The organism is Ralstonia soli (genome assembly GCF_023955655.1).
Taxonomy (GTDB): Bacteria; Pseudomonadota; Gammaproteobacteria; order Burkholderiales; family Burkholderiaceae; genus Ralstonia; species Ralstonia soli.
Map to the genome: position 1 here is coordinate 199,926 of NZ_JAMXHT010000003.1, position 19,463 is coordinate 219,388.

Here is a 19,463-nt window from a genome sequence, read left to right on the forward strand (position 1 = left end):
GTGGTTTTTATAGCACAGCGGTTTCGCGCCTCACAATGGGGCCAACCCGTTATGCCACCAAGTTTTACGGCAGCGCGTCAATCGCGTCCGCAGCGTTTGCCAGGGCTTCCACTTCCTGCGCCGAGGACCAGTAGCGCGGCCGCATGGACCGCGCCGTCTGTACCTCGAGCGCATTGCCGCGCGTCTGGATGACGACGGCTCCGGTCTTGTCCGTGCGCAAACCGTCGATATCGCGCGCCACGTAGCGCTGCCATACCTGCGGGTGCGGATGTCCGTACCGGTTGCGGTAGCCGACCTGAAAAATCGCCACCTGCGGAGATACCGCGTCCAAGAACGCGCCGCTGGAGCTTGTCTTGCTGCCGTGATGCGGTACAAGCAAGATGTCTGCCATCAGTCGCTGCGCAGGTTCACTGGCGACCAGCGCAGCCTCTTGGGGTGCCTCGATATCGCCGGTGAGCAACGCGGCATGGCGGCCGTTGCCAATACGCAGCACGCAGCTGCGGGCGTTGCTGCTGACGCGCGCACCGTCTGTGGGCAGTTGCACTGGATGGAGGACCTCGAAGACCACGCCGTCCCACGTCCATGATTGCCCAGCCAAGCAACCGGCAAAGCCAACGCCGAGGGCCTCGGCCTCGGCCCGTAAGGCGTGTTCTGGCGGCAAAGACGCCAACATGGTGCTTACAGGCACCGCGCCGAGCACCGTTTCGGTGCCGCCGGCGTGATCGCTGTCTTCGTGGCTGACGACGAGCGTGTCGAGCACCGCCACGCCGTGCCCTTGCAGATACGGCGTGATGACGCGGGCGGCCGCATCCGCGTGGTCGCCATAGCGGGGGCCGGTATCGAACAGAAGACGATGACTGGCCGTTTCAACCAGCACGGCAGCGCCCTGCCCGATATCGAAGGCCACCACCCGGAACTCGCCGGGCGGCGGCACCGGCACGCGCGCCAGTACCATCGGCAGCAGGAGCACGGCACCCTGCGCACGCCACGCCCAGGCACGATGCGCCCCTGGCACGAGCAGCAACGCGACGCCGCCTGCGGCCAACAGCAACGCCCAGGCTGGCGCGACGGGTGCAACCCACACCGACCAACTCGGCCGGGCCAGCCATTCCAGCCAGATCGCCAGCCACCGAAAGCTCGTCTCGGCCAAGTTCAGCACCGGCTGCGCCACCGGATCGGGCAGCGCCGCGCCGATCAGCGCCAGCGGCGTGGTCACGAAGCTGACAACCGGAATCGCCAGCCCGTTGGCCGCCGCGGAAACCACAGACGTCTGCTGGAACAACAGCAAGGTCAGCGGCAGCAGGCCAAACGTGACGGCAAACTGAATGCGCGTACTGCCGGCCAACCCTTGCTGAATATGGATCCACCAGCTTTCGGTTTCGCCGCTTCGCCGCCCATCCAACGCCATCTGTGCGGCAATGAAGATGATCGCCACCGCGCCGAACGAGAGCCAGAAGCCCGCTGACATGACAGCCCAGGGGTCCACCACGGCCACCACGGCAGCCGCCCAGCACAACGACAGGCTGGCCGGCACATTGCGATCGGTGAGGCGGGCGACAGCCACGGTGGACAGCATCAGCAGCGTGCGCTGTGCCGGCACCCCCATCCCTGCGAGCAAGCAATAGCCGAACGCCGCGAGCATGGCCGCGATGGCACCTGCACGCGGCGCCGGCATGCGCAGCGGCAATGGCGTGCGCAACCAACGCGTCAGCCCGAACGAGCGCCGCCACAACGCCATCCAGACTGCGGCAAACAGACCCGCGATCATGGTGATGTGCAAGCCGGAAATGCTGACGAGATGACTAATCCCTGTACTGCGGAACAACACCCAATCGTCGCGGGCGATGCCGCTCTGGTCGCCGACCACGAGTGCCACGATGACCGGCGCGAAGCGCGCATCGGGCAACGCGGTGAGGATGTGGCGCCGGACGGCCGCACGCCAACGTTCGACGCCGATCCCAAAGCCGCCACCGGCCTCATCCAGCGCAATGTTCTGCGCGCGCTTGCCCGTGCGCACGTAGCCTGTGGCGCGGATGTTGTCGGCCAGCATGGCGTATTCGCCGTCGAAGCCGCCAGGGTTGGACAGGCTGTGCGGGCGTTTGAGACGTAGCGTCAGTTGCCAGCGCTGGCCGGGCCGCAGATCGGGGACGCCGGCACGACGGTCAGGCGCTGCGCTCTCCGCGTCTTCAGGCTTCGCCGTGCCCCAACCGCGTGTGCCATACCAGGACAGGCGCACGCGATGCGGCGCCGCATCGCCTGCATTGCTGGATTCGATCTGGAAGAGAAAGCGCGTGGCGTCATCGCCGATCTGCGGCAGCTCTGCCACCACGCCGCTTGCGATGATGTCCTTGCCCTCCCACGCCGGGCTGAGCACCACAGACATGCGCTGCTGTGCCCGCCAATCGCTCCAGCCAAAACCTGCAGCAATCGTGGCGGCAACCAGCAACACGGCGCACAGCATCGGCCGGCGCCGCACGACCACTGCCAGCAAGAGGCAAAGCAACAGCACGCCAAGCGGTTGCCACACGGGCACCAGCGTCGCCTGCATCTGCAACGCCATGCAGCCGGCGACGAAGCCAACGAGCTTCGAGCGCATGCGCCGGCCTCAGCGCGGCAACAACGAAGCGAGACGAGGAATGGCCTCGATGGTATTGCGGCGCGCCTGTTCGGCCAGCGCCTCGATGGACATGCCGCGCAGCTGCGCCATCGCATTGGCGATGCGTGCCACTTCGGCGGGCGTGTTGCGCGTGCCGACCTGCTCGCTGAACTGGTCGTCGGCGAGCCACGCCGGGGCGAGGTCCGGCGCGTCGGTTTCCAGCACGATGGCTTCGATCGGCATCTCGGCTGCCAGCCGGCGCACGCGGTTGGCGCGCGAGAAGGTGAACACCCCTCCAAATCCCAGCTTGAAGCCCGAATCGACAAAGTGATGCGCCTGGTCGGGGCTGCCGTTGAACGCATGCGCAATGCCGCGCACGCCCGCCTTGGCTGCGGCACTCCGCACCTGGTCCTGTGATTTGCGCACGTGCATCAGCACCGGCAGGTCGAATTCGCGTGCGATGCGCAGTTGCGCGCGGAACACGGCGTTCTGCCGCTCAACGTCGAAATTGGGGATGAAGAAATCGAGTCCGATCTCGCCGATGGCGACAAAGCGCGGATCGTCCATCGACGCGGCCACCTGGCGCCGCAGCTCGACCAGATCATCGTCGCTGGCCTGTGCCGCGTGGATCGGGTGGATGCCGAGCGCATAGCTGCAGCCGGCGTTCCGGTGCACCAGGGTGCGCACCGTATCGAAGTTCCAGCGCGCCACCGCCGGCACGACAATGTGGTTGACGCCCGCCGCATGCGCCTGCGCGACGACCGTGTCGCGGTCGTCATCAAATTCGCGGGCATCCAGATGGCAATGGGTGTCGATCCACATGGTCAGTTCGGCGTTGGGAAAAGCGGCACCGTACCGGAAAGGCGGCCGTTTCGGAATCCGCCGAATCCGATCCTGGCGCCCTCGTCAGCGCTCCTGGTGCAGATGGCCGTCCCGCAGGCGGAAGATGCGGTTGCAGCGGCCGGCCAGTTCGATGTCGTGCGTCACGATCACAAAACTGGTGCCCAGCGTGCGCGTGAGCTCCAGCATCAGGTCGAACACTTCCCCGGCGGTGTGGTCATCGAGGTTGCCGGTGGGCTCGTCGGCCAGCACGCAAGCGGGAGACCCGACCAGCGCACGCGCAATCGCCACACGCTGCCGCTCGCCGCCGGACAGCTCGCCTGGGCGGTGCGCCGTGCGCGGGCCCAGGCCGACACGTTCAAGCATCGCCTGCGCGGTGTGGCGCGCCTGCGCCTCTTCCACGCCGCGAATGCGCAGCGGCATCGCCACGTTGTCCAGCGCGGTGAATTCCGGCAGCAGGTGGTGGAACTGATAGACAAAGCCCAGCGCCTGGTTGCGTAGCGTGTTGCGCTCGCGCTCCTTCATCGCCGTGAACGGCTTGCCGAGCAGCGAGACGCGGCCCGAAGTCGGCTCGTCCAGCCCGCCCAGCACATGCAGCAGCGTGCTCTTGCCCGAGCCCGACGCGCCCACGATGGCGACCTTCTCGCCCACGCCGATGCGGATGTCCACGCCCTTGAGCACATCGACGTTCAACCCGCCCTGGCGGAACGACTTGGACAGTCCCTCCGCCTGCAGCACCACGCCCTGCGGCGCCGCAGCCGGCGCTTCCATGGAAGTCATGACGGCCTCACCCATCGCCTTATTCATAACGCAGTGCCTCCGCCGGGTTCACGCGCGAGGCGTGCCAGCTCGGATACAGCGTCGCCACAGACGCCAGGATGAAGGAAATGATGCCGATGGTCGCAATGTCGTTCACGCGGGGGTCCGATGGCAGTTCGCTGATGAAGTAGATGTCTCTGGGCAGGAATTGCACGTGGAAGAGACGCTCGATGAAGGGCACGATCACGTCGATGTTGTACGCGATGAGCGTGCCGAAGCCCACGCCCAGCAGCGTGCCGATAAACCCGATCGCCACGCCTTGCACGATGAAGATCTTCATGATCGAGCCAGGCTGTGCGCCCATGGTGCGCAGGATGGCGATGTCGGCCTGCTTGTCGGTCACCGTCATCACCAGCGTGGAGACCAGGTTGAACGCCGCCACGGCGATGATCAGCGTGAGGATGATGAACATCATCTTCTTCTCGGTCTTCACCGCCGCGAACCAGTTCTTGTTCTGGCGCGACCAGTCGCGGATGTACAGCTCGCCCGTGAGCGTGCGCGACAGCGCTTCGGCCACCTGCGGCGCGCGGTCCATGTCGACCAACTTCAGCCGCACGCCGGTCGGGCCGTCCAGGCGGAACAGGCGCTCGGCGTCTTCCATATTGACGAGGGCCAGCGAGCTGTCGAACTCGTAGTGCCCCGATTCGAACACGCCCGTCACGGTGAACTGCTTCAGGCGCGGCAACACGCCCGCCGGAGTGATGGTGCCCTGCGGCGCCACCAGCGTGACCTTGTCGCCCTGCTGCACACCCAGGCCGCGCGCCAGTTCCTTGCCCAGCGCGATACCGAATTCGCCCGGTTTCAGGTCGTTGATGCTGCCCGACTTGAAATCCTTGGCGATGTCGGACACCTTCGGCTCATCCGCCGGCGACACACCGCGCAGCAGCACGCCGCGCACCGCCTCGTCGCGCGTGATCATGGCCTGCGCACCCACATACGGCGCCGCACCGATGACTTCCTTGTTCTGCATCGCCTCATTGGCGGTACGCTGCCAGTCGGGCAGGCTGTTCGGCGCCATGACCTCGATATGCGCCAGCACCGACAGCATGCGGTCGCGCACTTCCTTCTGGAAGCCGTTCATGACCGAGAGCACGATGATCAGCGCCGCCACCCCCAGCGCAATGCCGAGCATGGAGATGAGCGAGATGAAAGAGATAAAGCTGTTGCGGCTCGCGCGCTTGCTTGCACGCGTATACCGCCAGCCAATCTGCCATTCGTATGGAAATTTCAAAGGGGGTTCCCCGCGACGTGTGATTTGTCCGGCGCACTCGCCGGCTGGCCGGAAGTTTACAATCTCGGAGCCATGATTCCTGAACTCACCCTGATTGTCCCGTTTTGCGCGCCCGCCGCCGAGGTGGCGGACGACGCTTACCGTCAATTGACCTTGCCGGGCCTGGAAAGGTTGCTTGCGCGCGCACGCGAGACAGAACACGAGCGCCACGACGACGCCTACCTGCCCACGCTACCGCACGAGCGCTGGCTGGCCACGCACGCCGGGCTGCCCATTGCGCCCCTCCCTTCCGCGCCGTACATGCGCCTGGCGGACGGCGGCAGCGCCGACACGCGCGTCTGGGCCTGCCTGCAGCCGGTGCATATCCATGCCGCCCGGGATCATCTGGTGATGCTCGATCCGGCCCAGCTCCGCCTGGAAGCCGTCGACGCCGACGCCCTGCGCGCCGCCATCGCCCCACTGGTGGCCGAGATGGGCATCGCGCTCGACGCCCCGCATGCCGCACGCTGGTACGTCGCCGATTCGCCCTTTGGCGACCTGATTGCCGCCGCCCCGCAGCGCGCGTCCGGTCACAACATCGACATCTGGATGCACAAGGGCGAGCAGGAGCGCGCCTGGCGCAAGTTCCAGAACGAGATCCAGATGACGTGGTACGACCACCCCGTCAACCAGGCCCGAGAGGCGCGCGGCCTGCTGCCGGTCAACTCCGTCTGGCTGTTCGGCCAGGGCGCGCTGCTCGACACGCGCCCGATTGCCGAACGCATGGTCGGCATCGACCCGTTCTTTGCCGGCATCTGCCACGCCGCCAACGCCACCGAGCTGTGCGCGGAAACGCTCGCCGCCCTGCCGTTTGACGACACCAGCGCCGCCGTGCTGCTCGACGCCGCCGGCAAACCGTACCTCTCGGCCGACTGGTACGACTGGATCGAAACCCTGCGCGCCTACGACCGCGACTGGTTCACCCCCGCCGCCGATGCGCTGGCCGATGGCCGCATCGATGCTGTCTCGCTCGTGCTGACCGGCGATTCGCATTACGCGCACTACCGCGCCACCCGCCGAGACTTGACCGGCTGGCTGCGCCGCTTCACGCGCGCCCGCACCCTGCGCGACGCGCTCTCCCCGCTTTCGATGTCTGCCTGAATGACCCGCATCGCTGTCCGTTCGCATTCCGCCGAGGCCGCCACCACGCTGGCCGGCCACGGCATCCATCCTGTATTGGCGCGCATCCTCGCCGCGCGCGGTGTCGGCCGGCCCGACGAGCTGTCGACCGAGCTGGCCGACCTGCTGCCGCCCTCGCAACTCAAGGGCATCGATGAAGCAGCGTGCTATCTGGCCGACGCCATCGCCGCCAACAAGCGCCTGCTGATCATTGCCGACTACGACTGCGACGGCGCCACCGCCTGCGCGGTCGGCGTGCGCGGCTTGCGCATGCTCGGCGCGCAAGTCAGCTACATCGTCCCGAACCGCTTCGAATACGGCTACGGCCTGTCGCCCGAGATCGTGGCGCTGGCCGCGCGCGAGAGGCCGGACGTGCTGGTCACCGTCGACAACGGCATTGCCGATGTAGCCGGCGTGGCGGCGGCCAATGCGCTGGGCATCGACGTGGTCGTCACCGATCACCACATGCCGGGCGCGCAATTGCCCGAGGCGCGCGTGATCGTCAACCCGAACCAGCCCGGCTGCGGTTTCCCGAGCAAGAACCTGGCGGGCGTGGGCGTGATGTTCTACGTGCTGCTGGCGCTGCGGGCAGAACTGCGCAAGCGTGGCGTGTTCACGCCGCAGGAGCAACCGCGCCTGGATGCGCTACTCGACTTGGTCGCGCTGGGCACCGTGGCCGACGTGGTCAAGCTCGACGCCAACAACCGCCTGCTGGTCGCGCAGGGCCTCAAGCGCATGCGGGCCGGGCGGATGTGCCCGGGCATCGCCGCCCTCTTCCGCGTGGCCGGTCGTGAAGCACGACGCGCATCGACGTTCGACCTCGGCTTTGGCCTCGGGCCCCGCCTGAACGCTGCCGGGCGGCTGGCCGACATGTCGCTGGGCATCGAATGCCTGCTCACCGACGACTACGACCGCGCCATGGCCATCGCCGCCGAACTTGACGGCATGAACCGCGAGCGCCGCGAGATCGAGGCCGGCATGCAGCAGGAAGCGCTGGCCATCCTCGACGGCATGAACGCCCTCGATGGCGCGGGCCGCCACACCATCGCCGTCTACAACGAGACCTGGCACCAGGGCGTGATCGGCATCGTCGCCTCGCGCATCAAGGACAAGTTTCACCGCCCAGTCTTCACCTTCGCCCCCGGCGACGATGGGCTGATCAAGGGCTCCGGCCGTTCGATCCCCGGCTTCCACCTGCGCGACGCGCTGGACGCCGTGCACAAGCGCAGCCCGGGCCTGATCGTCAAGTTCGGCGGCCACGCGATGGCGGCCGGGCTCACGCTGCGCGAAGACGGCTTCGATGACTTTGTCGCCACCTTCGAAGCCGTCGGCCGCGAATGGCTGACCGAGGCCCTACTCTCGCGCGTGCTGGAAACCGACGGCGAAGCCGCGCCGGAGTGCTTCACACCACAGTTCGTCGAGTTGCTCGAAACCCAGGTCTGGGGACAGGGCTTTCCGGCACCCAGCTTCTGCGGCGAGTTCGATGTGCTGTCGCAAGCCGTGCTGAAAGACAAGCACCTCAAGCTCAAGCTCGGCCGCGGCAAGCAGCATTTCGACGCTATCTGGTTCAACCACGCCGAACCGCTCGGCGCCTCTGCCTACGTGGCCTACCGGCTCGACAACAACACCTTCAACGGCATCACACGCGTGCAGATGGTGATCGAGCATGCGCAGTAGCGGGTTGGACAAACGTTGCGCCAGCGCATAAACACATGCCAAAACTGTCTGACAGAGCACGGATGACGCAGCGGTTGGGCACGGCGGCTGCGTTACAATGCAGGTTTGCCGGCTCGGCACCCGCCATGACCGCGCTCCCCACGAATTCCTAGCTTCAACTCCAAGCGAAATGACTCACGTCGTTACCGAAAGCTGTGTCCGCTGCAAGTACACCGACTGCGTGGACGTCTGCCCCGTCGATTGCTTCCGCGAAGGCCCGAACTTCCTGACCATCGATCCGGACGAGTGCATCGACTGCGCTGTCTGCGTGGCCGAGTGCCCGGTCAACGCCATCTACGCCGAAGAAGACGTGCCGGCCGACCAGCAGAAGTGGATCGCCCTCAATGCCGAACTCTCGACCATTGGCTGGCCGTCCATCACCAAGACCAAGCAACCCTTGCCCGACGCCGACGATTGGAAGGACGTGAAGGACAAGGAGCAGTACCTCGAACGCTGATCCGCCTTGCCCACACACTTTTTTTCATGCGCCGCAAAAAAGGTGTTGACGGGCAGATCGGAAAATAGCTAGAATTCATTTCTTCGCTGTTGCAGCGATTCCCCGATAGCTCAGTCGGTAGAGCGCCGGACTGTTAATCCGTAGGTCCCTGGTTCGAGCCCAGGTCGGGGAGCCAAATAAAAGAAAACGCCTCGCTTCGTGCGGGGCGTTTTCATTTGTGGCATCGGTGCGTGTATCGTCTGCATCTTCGCCCCAAGCCCGAGTGGTGAAATTGGTAGACACCGCGGACTTAAAATCCGCTGCGCCCTAATCGGCGCGTGCCGGTTCGATCCCGGCCTCGGGCACCAGATCCCCCCTTCGCCTTTCCTCCGCTGCCTGCGTGAACGCATTTTGGCGCGGCGTCCCTCATGCCCCCAAGCCCTCGCTCATACGTTGAGTGCGCACGGAACACGCAGCCGTCGGCGCCCTAGCAGCACGCGCTCACGCCCGGCAGCTCATGAAGGGCGTCCTTACGAACGGGGTGATGTCGCTGTGGTCGACCGAATAGTCGCGAATGTTTCGGGCGAGACGCGCGCGATTGCCATGGCTCACCGCGGCAGCGAACACCACCACCACGAGCGTCGGCCGCTTAGCGTTTCTTGAGGGCTGCGATCATGTCCATCGACGCACAAAGACCGCGACGCATGTCACGCGACGGCGGCTCAGGTGCGCAGCCCCATCGGCATGACTGCCTCTTTCTCCCAAACCGGAAACGCGGGACGCGCAAGCCGCCATTCCGATGCAGCTTGCGCGTCACGGAAGCGCACTAGGCGCTTTCGGGGGAGCCGAACCGGTAGGCGCCGAATCACCCCACCAGCCAACGCACACCAAAGTTGATGAGCGCACCGCCACCCACCAGGCCCACCCACAGCACAGCGGCGCACAGCAGCGGACGCACACCCGACTTCAGCAGCATCGGCACATGCGTCTGCGTGCCGATGGCGAACATCGCGCAAGCCAGCATGGCGGTATCGATAGCATCGATGGGCGCGTGCCATGCGGCGGGGATCGCACCAGCAGAATTCAGCAGTGTCACGATGAGCAGACCCACTGCAAACCACGGCATCGCCTTCCAGGCGTGGCCAGCAGCCTTGCGCAGCGCATCCTGCCGGGAGGTGGCGGCGGTCGCCTGACCCTCAGCGGGCGTCGTGCAGGCCAGCACCACAAGCAGCGGAGCCAGCGCCAGCACACGCACCATCTTGCTCACGACAGCCGCGCTGGTCGCGTCGTCACCCAGCAGGCGCGCCGCCGCAATTACCTGCGCCACTTCGTGCATTGTCGAGCCGATGTAGACACCGAAATGTTCCGGTGCGACCGCCATGCCGGCATGCGCGATGAGCGTATAGAGCCACGGATACAGGAAAATGCCGACCGTGCCGAACAGCACAACGCTGGCGATCGCCACGGCCGTTTCGCGCGGCGACGCCTTGACTGCCGGCGCAACCGCCAGCACAGCTGCCGCGCCACACACTGCGCTGCCCGCAGCCACCAGCACAGCCTGCGAGCGCGCCAAGCCAAACCAGCGGGTGCCGATCCACGTGCCGGCGAGCATCGTCGCGGCCAGCACGACCAGCGGGATCACCACGCCCGACGTACCCAGGTCATGGATCTGCGCCAGCGTCAGTCGGGCGCCGTAGAGGATCACCCCCGCCCGCAACAGCGTCTGGCGTGCAAATTGGATGGCACCCGGCGTCAGCCAGCGCTGGTGTCCGGGCACATGCCCCACGGCCATGCCAAGCAAAATGGCGAGCGTCAGCGCGCTCAGGCCCAACCGCCCCGCCCACGGCATCCCGCCAAGTGCCACCGCCACGCCGGCGCACCCGAACAACACCACCACACTGGCGAGCGTCCGCCCGTCGAAGCTCGACACCACAATGGGGGGCGCCACCTGTTTTTGTGCAATCGTCATCACATCCGCCTTACTTATTCGCTATGCGCATAACGATATGCGGCACGTGATAACATGTAAAACAGGTAATTTTCGTAATTCCAACCACTTTTATGGATAACAAAGCACCCCGCGTGACACTGCGGCAATGGGCTGTTTTCGCGGCCATCGCTCAGAGCGAGACGACCACCGCTGCAGGCGATGTCCTGGGCCTGTCACAGTCGGCCGTCAGCGCGGCACTGGCAGAGCTGGAATCCACGCTCGGACATCCGCTGTTCGATCGGCATGCGCGGCGCCTGCACCTGAACGCGCTGGGCCGGCAACTGTTGCCGCAGGCGCAGGCGCTACTCGATCACGCCGATGCACTGGAACACGCGACCGCGCAGCCCAACGTACGGCTGAAGCTGGCGGCCAGCAGCACCATCGGCAACTATGTGCTGCCTGCCCTGCTGGCGAGCTTCCGGCAGCAGATCGCGCCTGACAGCCAACTCGACGTACTGATCGGCAATACGCAGGATGTGGTCGACGCCGTGCAGCGCTTCGAGGTCGACATCGGCCTGATCGAAGGCACCTGCCGCGGCGAGGCGCTGGAGATCGAATCTTGGCTCGACGATGAAATGGTGATCGTCGCCGCCCCAGGGCACCCGCTCGTTCAGGACGTAACAACCGTCTCGCACGCCGCGCTGCGCGAAGCGGGCTGGCTGATGCGCGAGCCCGGCTCCGGCACGCGCGAACTTGTCGACAGCCGTATCGCCTCGGTAGTGGGGCCCCTGCATGTGGCACTCGAACTCGGTCACTCCGAGGCCATCCAGCGCACGGTGGCAGCCGGCTATGGCATCAGTTGCCTGTCACGCCACGTCGTGGCCGATGCGCTGCGCGATGGGAGACTGGTGGAGGTGAACAGCGGCCTGCCGCGCATCGCCCGCCCCCTGCTGATCGTGCGCCATCGCGACAAACATCCGACGCACGGCCTCACGCAATTCATCGACGTCCTGCGCAGCCACGCAGACGATTCGAAAAAAAATCGCGCAAAGGACTAGCGCAGCCTGAAAAAGGTTGATATAGTCTCATTTCTTCGCGGGGCGTTAGCTCAGTTGGTAGAGCAGCGGACTCTTAATCCGTAGGTCGAGTGTTCGAGTCACTCACGCCCCACCAGAACTCGCGTAGAAAGCCCAGTCCTCACCGACTGGGCTTTTTGCTTTCTGGCACGCGATCGCTGAAACAAAAAAGGAGCGCTTGGCTTGTTGCGCCACAGCGCCCTCCTCTCGCCAAACAACCGATCCTGTCGATTTCAGTCGGCGTCACGGATCCTGAGTTGCATCCGTAACCGCATCGTCTCGCCCGGGGCAAGAGTGCGCAGGCCTGTGCCACCCCACCCTTGCTCGGCGAGGTTGATGGCATCCGCCACGTGCGAAACGGGTTCCAGGCAAAAGTACGGCTGCCCCTGCGGCGCGTGCAAGATGAAGTGGTCCAGCGGGTCGTCTGCGTTCACCGTGAGCGCGGCACCGTCATCGTGCGAGACCACCGCCTGCCGGTTCCAATCACTGTAGTAGACGCTCAGTGCGTCGTCCGGCAAGGCACGCGCCACGCAAAAGTCTTCGCGCGCGGTGGCAGGCTCGCGCCGGATGGCGACTTCGCCTGCGTCGGTGGGCCACATGGTCGGCGCATCGAATTGCACACGCATGCCGGGTGTCCGCACGAAGTACGGGTGAAAGCCACCCCCCGCGGGCATGTCGCTCTCGCTGTCGTTGCGCAGGGTGATGACGGCGTCGAGCCCCACGGGGCTCAACGTCAGCGCCTGCGTAGCGGTGAAGGGCCAGGGCCAGTTGTCCGTTTCCGGCACGTAGCGCAAGCCCAGCACGATGGACGATGCAGTCAACTGTTCCACCGTCCAGGGCCGCGCATGCGCCAGACCGTGCATGGCGTGCGGCTGCCCCGGATGCGGCGCAAGACGGATCTCACGCCCACCCCACTGGAAGCGGCCATCGCGGATTCGGTTGGAGAACGGCAGCAACGGATAGCAGCCCGTCTTGGGCCACGCCAGCCCATCGAAGCCGTCACGCAAGCAGGCCTCGGACATCGGCGCCAGCCAGTCGATGCGCTGACCGCCCTCGCTGACCGAAGCCAGCGAGGCGATGCGGCCACCGGCTGCCGGCGCCACGTCCATCGTCAGCCCGCCCGCCTGCAGCCGGTGCACCGGGCCAGGCGCCAACCATGCTGCCGGCGTCATCAGAAGAAATGACGGATGCCAACCATGCCGACGAACTGGCTCGGGCCGCTCGACGGCGTGCCGTTTTGCGAATCGCCCACCGACGCCACGGCATTGACGATGCTGCCCGTCGCGCTCAGCGTCTGGCCGCTCGCCTTCTGATAGGCCTCAATCGCATAGAGCGCCGTGCGCTTGGAGAACGAATACACCTGCTCCATCGTGAACTGGTGATAGCGCGCAGCCTTGTCGACGCCGTTGCGCTTGTTCTCAGCGGTGTAGCTGTAGCCGGCCGCCACGGTCAGTGCGGGCGTGAGCGCATAGGTCGCAATGGCGCCGAACGTGTTGAAGCTCGCCGTCTGTGCAAACCCTGCCGGCGAGGTCGCGCCCGGCTTGTACTGCACGTTGGAATAGTTCAACCCCATCATCAGGTTGCCGATGGTGTAACGGGCTGCGGTACCGATGATCTGTGCGCTGTCAGCGGTGGCGTAGCCCTTGTTGATGGGCGCGTTGTTCGCAAAGTCACCGCTGTTGCTCTGGAAGGTCGGGACATTCTTCAAGCGGATGTAGCCAGCCGACCACGCAAACGCCTGATAGTCATAACGCAGCGCCGCGCTAAAGGCGCTGCCGTTGGACATGCTGCCCGCCTGCTCGCCCATGCCGTATTGCAGGCCGGCCTGGAAGCCACCAAGCGTGGGCGTCGTATACATGATGGAGTTCGGCACGCGCAGCGTGGTATCCATCGCATCGACATCACCCGGGTGCGCACCGACCGCGCCCGTCAGCACGTTGGTCGGGCCAAGCGCACCAACGTACTGGAAGTACGGCGTGTACTGACGGCCCATCGTGATCTGGCCATAGGTCTTGTTGGTCAGGCCAACATAGGCTTGGCGGTTGAAGATGAAGTTCGCCTTGCTTTGCGCGCCCGTGTCGGCCGCAAAGCCGTTCTCTAGGCGGAACAGCGCCTGAGTACCGCCACCCAGGTCTTCCGTGCCATACAGACCGAACTTGCTGGCAGCCAGCGCGCCGGAGTTCATGTAGACGTTGGAATGCCCGCCCTGGTTGCTCGAATAGGCGATGGCGTTATCGACCGTGCCGTACAGCGTCACGGTGCTTTGCGCCGATGCGTGCATGGACAGTCCTGCGGACAACAGCGCGACGCACGCGCAAACCGGCTTGATGGTGAACATGGCTCGTGTGGTTTTCATGGTTTTCATCGTTCTCTGTGGTGATCTCCAACACCGGGGAATCGCGCAACGGCGAAGCTCTCCTCGCCTCGCCAATGCGCACAGGTAGGCAGTGTGGTTACGGCCGCAACTGCAAGGTTAGCCGACGCCATCCGCCCGAAACAGTCTGCCCGACAACGCGGGCCTGCGGAGTCTGGAACTGCCGCGTTTCCGCAGCAGGCAGATGAATTTCAACGGTATCCGCTTGCGTGGGCATCCGGCCTTCGCACGTCACGTGCAGCACCACAGCTTGCGCATCCGATACGGCACGCACGTTCCAGCGGCCCTGCTCGCCATTGCGCCAGGCTTCGGTCTCACCGTCGTCTTCGATGCTGCCGCCAACGGCCTCACCGGAACCTGCCACCGGCACAACCAGGAAGCCGCGTTGGTCAGCACGTTGATCGAAATGCTGCTCGGCAACGTTCAGGGCGATCACACCGCCCTCGCGGACCAGCATCGCTGGTTGATCCCATGGCGCAGGCAACGTCACGGTCTGGCCGCCCTCAAACGCCTCGCCGCTCCAGTACGACACCCAGCGCTGGCCAGCCGGCAAATATACAGTGCGTTCGGTCTGTCCTTCTTCCACGGTCGGCGCCACCAGCAGCGACGTACCGAGCATGAAGTCGTCGCATTCGGCGTAGCAGCGGCGGTCTGCGGGGAATTCGGCAAACGTCGGACGCAGCACCGGCTCATATGCCTGCGTAGACTGCCACAGCAGCTCATACAGATACGGAATCAGGCGATAGCGCAGCTTGATCAACGACGCGATTTGCGACGTGACCTGCGGATACATCCAGGGCTCGTTGACGGTCTTGTCGTCGTTCCATGAGTGGATGGAGAAGCGCGGCATGAACACGCCAAACGCCACCCAGCGCACCAGCAGCTCCGGCGACGGCGACGGGCCGGCAAACCCGCCGATGTCGTGGCCGATGTTCGACACGCCGGAGAGCGCCAGCCCCAGGCCCATCTTCAGGTTGTAGCGCAGCGTTTCCCACGAGGTGCAGTTGTCGCCGGACCACGTCTGCACATAGCGCTGCATGCCGACGCCGCCCGAGCGCGACACCAGGAACGGCCGACGCTGCGGCGCGTATTCCAACTGCGCTTCGCGCGACGCACGCATCATCAGCATGGTGTGCAGCACCTTCGCCTCGCGGATCGGCGCCTTCTTGCCGAAGCCGTGTGCGAAAGCGTTGGGCGTCCAGACCTCGAACTCGTTGTTGTCGTTCCAGGTGGAGGCCATGCCGTAGTCGAGCAGTGCGCTCTTGACGTTGGCCTTCCACCAGTCGAGCGTCTTCGGGTTGGTGAAATCGAGATACGCGCCCACCTCATCCCAGAACTGCACCCAGGCCGGTTCGCCCTTGTCATCGCAGATCAACAGGCCGGCTTCCTTCGCCTCGGCAAACTTCGGGTGGTCCTGCAGCAGGCAAGGCTTGATGTTCGGGCACAGGCGGATGCCCGCATCCAGATAGCTCTGGACGAAGCCGCGCGCATCGGGGAATTTGTCCGTGTTCCAGTTGAACACGTAGCGCTTCGGCCCAATGGAGGTGTAGCCCGACGACAGGTGGAACGAATCGCACAGGATGTCGTGTTCACGGCAGCCCTTGATGAACTCGCCCATCTGTTCCTGCGCGTTCGGCGCGTCGGTGTACGTCATGGTCGAGCCGGAATAGCCCAGGCCCCACTTCGGCATCCACGCCGGGCGGCCAGTCATCCACGTGAAGCGGCGGGTGGCATCGAGCGGCGTGTCGGGCGAAGCGATGAAGTAGTAGTCCAGATCGCCGTGCGGCGCGACAAAGTAACGATAGAGACCGTGGTAGTTGTCCAGCTCGCGGCCCATGTCGAAGCTGCAATCGGACAGCGTGTCGTAGAACAGCCCGAAGCCAGTGCCGTTCTCCGGATGCCACGTCACGTAGAACGGGATGTGCTTGTACAGCGGATCGGTCGTGCGCGCGCTGTAGCCCATCGCGTCGATGTTGCGCATCTCGTAGCGCTGATGCGCACGGTTCGTGTCACCGGCGCGCTCGCCCAGGCCAAAGTACATTTCGCCCGGTTCGCGACGCACGTAGTGGTAGACCTGTTCGTCCCAGTAGCGGAAGTTGTAGGCCTGTGTGGCGCGATCGTGCAGCACGGCCTGCCATTGCCCGGCGCGGCGGATTTCCCAGTTGCAGAAGCCGCCGGCCAGAGCAACCGTCAAACGGATCTTGCTGGTTTCAACGCGTAGCGTGGTGGCATCCGACTGCAGCTCGAACGCCGGCAGCGAGAAACCGCTGAGGTCGCGACGATCACGCCCTTCAAGCGGCGTATCGTCGCTGCCCGGCGCGATCGACCACGTGGCCGGGCCGCGCAGGTCGCCCTGCGGCAGCACCAGTACGCGAACGATGTCCTCCTCCAGCACGAAGAGTTCAATCGCAGCGCCTGCGCTGCTGGTCAGGCGCAGGCGGTTGCCTTCGCGCGCTTGAAGTTCAAAACGGGGAGGATGCAACATGGACATCGTTTTCAGCTCAATTTGAAGCAGACAAATTCATCTTGCGCGCAGCACGCTCTTCCGCCGACTGGCCGCGAATCAGCACGATCAGCAGCACGGCAGCAATCACGTCAAACGCACCCAGCAGGCCGAACAGCGGGCCATAGCCGACCGTGTCGGCCAAGGCGCCCACCACGGCGGTGAAGGCCAGGCCGCCAATCCAGCCGGACATACCAGTAAAGCCATTGGCGGTGCCGACTTCCTGCGGGTCGAACACGTCCGCACTCAGGGTGTTGACCGACACGGAGATCATCTGGTGCGCAAAGCCGCCCACGCAGAACAGCGCAATGGCCGTGTACGGCGACGCCACCAAGCCCACGCATGCCGGGCCGATCATCATCAACGCGCCGAGCACCACACCGCCCACGCGCGACCAGATCAGCGGCAGCTTGCCGAACTTCATCAGGAACGGCGACAGGTAGCCGCCGGCCATCCCGCCCAAGTCTGCCGCCAGGAACGGCAGCCACGCAAACATGGCGATCTGCTTCAGATCCATGCCGCGCTCCTTGAAGAAGTACAACGGGATCCAGAAGCTCAACGTCTGCCACGCGGGTTCCGTAAAGAAACGCGCCAGCGCAATCGCCCAGAAACGGCGCGCACCGATGATCTTGCCGATCGAGCGCTTCTCAGCCGGCTTGTCGCCCGCCGAACGCAATTGCCCGTCTCTGATCTTCGTCAGCTCTTCCTTGGACAACCGGGGATGCTGTTGCGGCGAACGATAAAACGCAAACCACAGCGCCGCCCAGAAGAAGCCCAGCGCGCCCGTCACCACAAACGCGGACTGCCAACCATGCCGCATCGACAGGAACAGCACCAACGGCGGCGCCAGCATGGCCCCAAACGACGTACCCACGTTGAACCAGCCCGTGGCCACGGATTTTTCCTTGTCGGGGAACCACTCCGCCACCGCCTTCATGCCGGACGGAATGGCCGCGGCTTCCGTCAACCCCATGAACGCGCGGAAGCCCGCCAGCGACAGCCACCCCGTCGCACCCGCATGCAGCACACCGGCAAACGACCACAACACAGCAAAGAGCGCAAAGCCGATGCGCAAGCCGATCAAGTCGACGATAAAGCCGCACACCGGCTGCATGAGCGTGTAGCCGAACTGAAACGCCATCACCACGTAGCCATACTGCTGCGTGGTCATGGAAAGTTCTTCCTTGAGCGTGGGCGCCAGTACACCCAGAGAATTGCGCGCCAGGTAGTTCATGATCGTGCCCAGACACACCAGCACGATGATCCACCAGCGCAAGCCCTTAATGGTCTTCACGGTTTCGTCTCCAACATCTTTTTTATTGATGTGTGCAAGCGACACGATATGCAACGTGCCGCCGCGTCAGCTCAGCGCACCATGCAGGGGCGCTTGTTATCGAACTTCCAGTTGGGAATCAGTTGGCCCATGGCAATCGCATCGTCGCGCGCGCCCAGGCCGTGCTGCTTGTACAACGCGTGCGCTTTTTCGATCTGGTCCATGTCGATCGTCACGCCCAGGCCTGGCTTGGCCGGCACATCGATCTCGCCGCCGACGATCTGGAACGGCTCGCGCGTCAAGCGCTGACCGTCCTGCCAGATCCAGTGCGTGTCGATGGCGGTGATGTTGCCCGGCGCGGCTGCGGCCACGTGCGTGAACATCGCCAGCGAGATATCGAAGTGGTTGTTGGAGTGGGAGCCCCAGGTCAGGCCCCAGTCGTCGCACATCTGCGCCACGCGCACCGAGCCCTGCATCGTCCAGAAGTGCGGGTCGGCCAGCGGAATGTCGACCGAGTGCAGTTGAATGGCGTGCCCCATCTGGCGCCAGTCGGTGGCGATCATGTTGGTGGCTGTCGGCAGGCCCGTGGCGCGGCGGAATTCGGCCATCACCTCGCGACCGGAGTAGCCGCCCTCGGCGCCGCACGGGTCTTCGGCGTAGGCCAGCACGTCGCGCTTGTCGCGGCACAGGCGAATGGCTTCGGCCAGCGACCACGCGCCATTTGGGTCCAGCGTGACGCGGGCATCGGGAAACGCCTCGGCCAGCGCGGTGGTCACGACCATCTCGTCATCACCGCTGAGCACGCCGCCCTTGAGCTTGAAATCCTTGAAGCCGTAGCGCGCATACGCCGCCTTGGCCAAGCGCACCACCGCTTCCGGCGTGAGCGCTTCCTCATGGCGCAGGCGGGTCCAGTCGTCGGTAGCGTCGCTGCCGTCGGCGTAATCGAGGTCGGTATGCTTGCGGTTGCCCACGAAGAACAGGTATCCGAGCACCGGCACCTTGGCGCGTTGCTGGCCCTGCCCCAGCAAGGCCGCCACGGGCACGCCGAGGTGCTGGCCCAGCAAATCAAGCAGCGCGCTTTCCAGCGCGGTCACCGCATGCACCGTGGTACGCAGATCGAAAGTCTGCAGACCACGGCCACCGGCGTCGCGGTCAGCAAACTGGCGGCGCACGGTGTTGAGCACGTTGTTGTAGGCACCGATGGGTTGTCCGACCACCAGCGGTGTCGCATCTTCAATGGTTTTGCGGATGGCCTCGCCGCCCGGCACTTCGCCTACGCCGATGTGGCCTTCGGAGTCTTCGAGGATGACGATGTTGCGCGTGAAGAACGGGCCGTGGGCACCGCTCAGGTTAAGCAGCATGCTGTCGCGCCCCGCCACGGGAATCACCTGGAGGCGGGTGACGTGCGGCGTGCGAGTCGGGGTTTCGGAGGCTGGGTGATCCATGGTCTTCACGTATGTCATCAGTCGTCGTACAACATGGAAGGCGACTATAATGGACACACCCCTACC

Annotated in this window: 14 protein-coding genes and 3 tRNA genes; 7 read left to right on the forward strand and 10 right to left on the reverse strand. The window is 65.0% G+C overall.

Features of this window, described 5'->3' with window-relative positions:
- Window positions 1-64: 64 nt before the first annotated feature.
- The 4 genes from NG900_RS07920 to NG900_RS07935 form a co-directional block, all read right to left on the reverse strand.
- Entirely contained in the window at window positions 65-2,596 is a 2,532-nt protein-coding gene (locus NG900_RS07920) for a DNA internalization-related competence protein ComEC/Rec2 (RefSeq protein ID WP_252678873.1), read from the reverse strand.
- A gap of 9 nt (window positions 2,597-2,605) precedes the next feature.
- Window positions 2,606-3,418, reverse strand: a complete 813-nt coding sequence (locus NG900_RS07925) for a TatD family hydrolase (RefSeq protein WP_252678875.1) — start codon at window positions 3,416-3,418, stop codon at window positions 2,606-2,608.
- An 84-nt stretch (window positions 3,419-3,502) separates the two neighbouring features.
- Window positions 3,503-4,231, reverse strand: a complete 729-nt coding sequence (gene lolD, locus NG900_RS07930; protein ID WP_252679823.1) for a lipoprotein-releasing ABC transporter ATP-binding protein LolD — start codon at window positions 4,229-4,231, stop codon at window positions 3,503-3,505.
- 4 nt (window positions 4,232-4,235) lie between these two features.
- Window positions 4,236-5,486, reverse strand: coding sequence for a lipoprotein-releasing ABC transporter permease subunit (locus NG900_RS07935; RefSeq protein WP_252678883.1), 1,251 nt, complete (start codon window positions 5,484-5,486; stop codon window positions 4,236-4,238).
- A gap of 72 nt (window positions 5,487-5,558) precedes the next feature.
- On the opposite strand from NG900_RS07935, the gene NG900_RS07940 reads away from it, so the two are divergent.
- From NG900_RS07940 to NG900_RS07960, 5 genes are all read left to right on the forward strand, one after another.
- On the forward strand, window positions 5,559-6,626 hold the full coding sequence (locus NG900_RS07940) for a hypothetical protein (RefSeq protein ID WP_252678885.1): 1,068 nt from the start codon (window positions 5,559-5,561) through the stop codon (window positions 6,624-6,626).
- Window positions 6,627-8,321, forward strand: a complete 1,695-nt coding sequence (recJ, locus tag NG900_RS07945; RefSeq protein ID WP_252678887.1) for a single-stranded-DNA-specific exonuclease RecJ — start codon at window positions 6,627-6,629, stop codon at window positions 8,319-8,321. It abuts the gene before it with no gap.
- Between the two features lie 169 nt (window positions 8,322-8,490).
- On the forward strand, window positions 8,491-8,817 hold the full coding sequence (gene fdxA / locus NG900_RS07950) for a ferredoxin FdxA (RefSeq protein ID WP_252678889.1): 327 nt from the start codon (window positions 8,491-8,493) through the stop codon (window positions 8,815-8,817).
- Window positions 8,818-8,916: 99 nt separating this feature from the next.
- Window positions 8,917-8,992, forward strand: a tRNA-Asn gene (locus NG900_RS07955).
- 81 nt (window positions 8,993-9,073) lie between these two features.
- Window positions 9,074-9,164: transfer RNA gene (locus tag NG900_RS07960), tRNA-Leu, on the forward strand.
- Window positions 9,165-9,661: 497 nt separating this feature from the next.
- Here NG900_RS07960 and NG900_RS07965 read toward each other — a convergent pair.
- Entirely contained in the window at window positions 9,662-10,765 is a 1,104-nt protein-coding gene (locus NG900_RS07965) for a YeiH family protein (RefSeq protein ID WP_252678891.1), read from the reverse strand.
- A gap of 92 nt (window positions 10,766-10,857) precedes the next feature.
- Here NG900_RS07965 and NG900_RS07970 point away from each other — a divergent pair, with 92 nt between their 5' ends.
- Together NG900_RS07970 and NG900_RS07975 are read left to right on the forward strand one after the other, a co-directional pair.
- Window positions 10,858-11,784 carry a LysR family transcriptional regulator gene (locus NG900_RS07970; RefSeq protein ID WP_252678893.1) on the forward strand — a complete coding sequence of 309 codons (927 nt, stop codon included), beginning with the start codon at window positions 10,858-10,860 and terminating at the stop codon, window positions 11,782-11,784.
- Between the two features lie 39 nt (window positions 11,785-11,823).
- A tRNA-Lys gene (locus tag NG900_RS07975) sits at window positions 11,824-11,899 on the forward strand.
- 136 nt (window positions 11,900-12,035) lie between these two features.
- On the opposite strand, the gene NG900_RS07980 is transcribed toward NG900_RS07975, so the two are convergent.
- From NG900_RS07980 to gudD, 5 genes are all read right to left on the reverse strand, one after another.
- A complete protein-coding gene (locus NG900_RS07980; RefSeq protein ID WP_252678895.1) occupies window positions 12,036-12,974 on the reverse strand; it encodes an aldose 1-epimerase in 939 nt (312 codons plus the stop codon).
- Window positions 12,974-14,158 (reverse strand): porin, encoded by a 1,185-nt coding sequence (locus tag NG900_RS07985; protein ID WP_252678897.1) that lies wholly within the window; start codon window positions 14,156-14,158, stop codon window positions 12,974-12,976. Before NG900_RS07985 ends, NG900_RS07980 begins: the two co-directional genes overlap by 1 nt.
- A gap of 97 nt (window positions 14,159-14,255) precedes the next feature.
- On the reverse strand, window positions 14,256-16,667 hold the full coding sequence (locus NG900_RS07990) for a glycoside hydrolase family 31 protein (protein ID WP_252678899.1): 2,412 nt from the start codon (window positions 16,665-16,667) through the stop codon (window positions 14,256-14,258).
- A 10-nt stretch (window positions 16,668-16,677) separates the two neighbouring features.
- The gene (locus tag NG900_RS07995) at window positions 16,678-17,973 is read right to left on the reverse strand and encodes an MFS transporter (RefSeq protein ID WP_252678901.1); all 1,296 of its coding nucleotides are present in this window, start codon (window positions 17,971-17,973) and stop codon (window positions 16,678-16,680) included.
- Between the two features lie 71 nt (window positions 17,974-18,044).
- Complete coding sequence (gudD, locus tag NG900_RS08000) at window positions 18,045-19,415, reverse strand: glucarate dehydratase (protein WP_252678910.1); 1,371 nt, start codon at window positions 19,413-19,415, stop codon at window positions 18,045-18,047.
- Window positions 19,416-19,463: the final 48 nt, after the last annotated feature.

What these genes read in the sequence shown, in the direction of transcription:
- NG900_RS07920 (WP_252678873.1), bottom strand. Translation starts at nt 2,596, where the DNA reads ATGCGCTCGAAGCTCGTTGGCTTCGTCGCCGGCTGCATGGCGTTGCAG.
- NG900_RS07925 (WP_252678875.1), bottom strand. Translation starts at nt 3,418, where the DNA reads ATGTGGATCGACACCCATTGCCATCTGGATGCCCGCGAATTTGATGAC.
- lolD (WP_252679823.1), bottom strand. Translation starts at nt 4,231, where the DNA reads ATGGGTGAGGCCGTCATGACTTCCATGGAAGCGCCGGCTGCGGCGCCG.
- NG900_RS07940 (WP_252678885.1), top strand. Translation starts at nt 5,559, where the DNA reads ATGATTCCTGAACTCACCCTGATTGTCCCGTTTTGCGCGCCCGCCGCC.
- recJ (WP_252678887.1), top strand. Translation starts at nt 6,627, where the DNA reads ATGACCCGCATCGCTGTCCGTTCGCATTCCGCCGAGGCCGCCACCACG.
- fdxA (WP_252678889.1), top strand. Translation starts at nt 8,491, where the DNA reads ATGACTCACGTCGTTACCGAAAGCTGTGTCCGCTGCAAGTACACCGAC.
- NG900_RS07965 (WP_252678891.1), bottom strand. Translation starts at nt 10,765, where the DNA reads ATGACGATTGCACAAAAACAGGTGGCGCCCCCCATTGTGGTGTCGAGC.
- NG900_RS07970 (WP_252678893.1), top strand. Translation starts at nt 10,858, where the DNA reads ATGGATAACAAAGCACCCCGCGTGACACTGCGGCAATGGGCTGTTTTC.
- NG900_RS07980 (WP_252678895.1), bottom strand. Translation starts at nt 12,974, where the DNA reads ATGACGCCGGCAGCATGGTTGGCGCCTGGCCCGGTGCACCGGCTGCAG.
- NG900_RS07985 (WP_252678897.1), bottom strand. Translation starts at nt 14,158, where the DNA reads ATGAAAACCACACGAGCCATGTTCACCATCAAGCCGGTTTGCGCGTGC.
- NG900_RS07990 (WP_252678899.1), bottom strand. Translation starts at nt 16,667, where the DNA reads ATGTCCATGTTGCATCCTCCCCGTTTTGAACTTCAAGCGCGCGAAGGC.
- gudD (WP_252678910.1), bottom strand. Translation starts at nt 19,415, where the DNA reads ATGACATACGTGAAGACCATGGATCACCCAGCCTCCGAAACCCCGACT.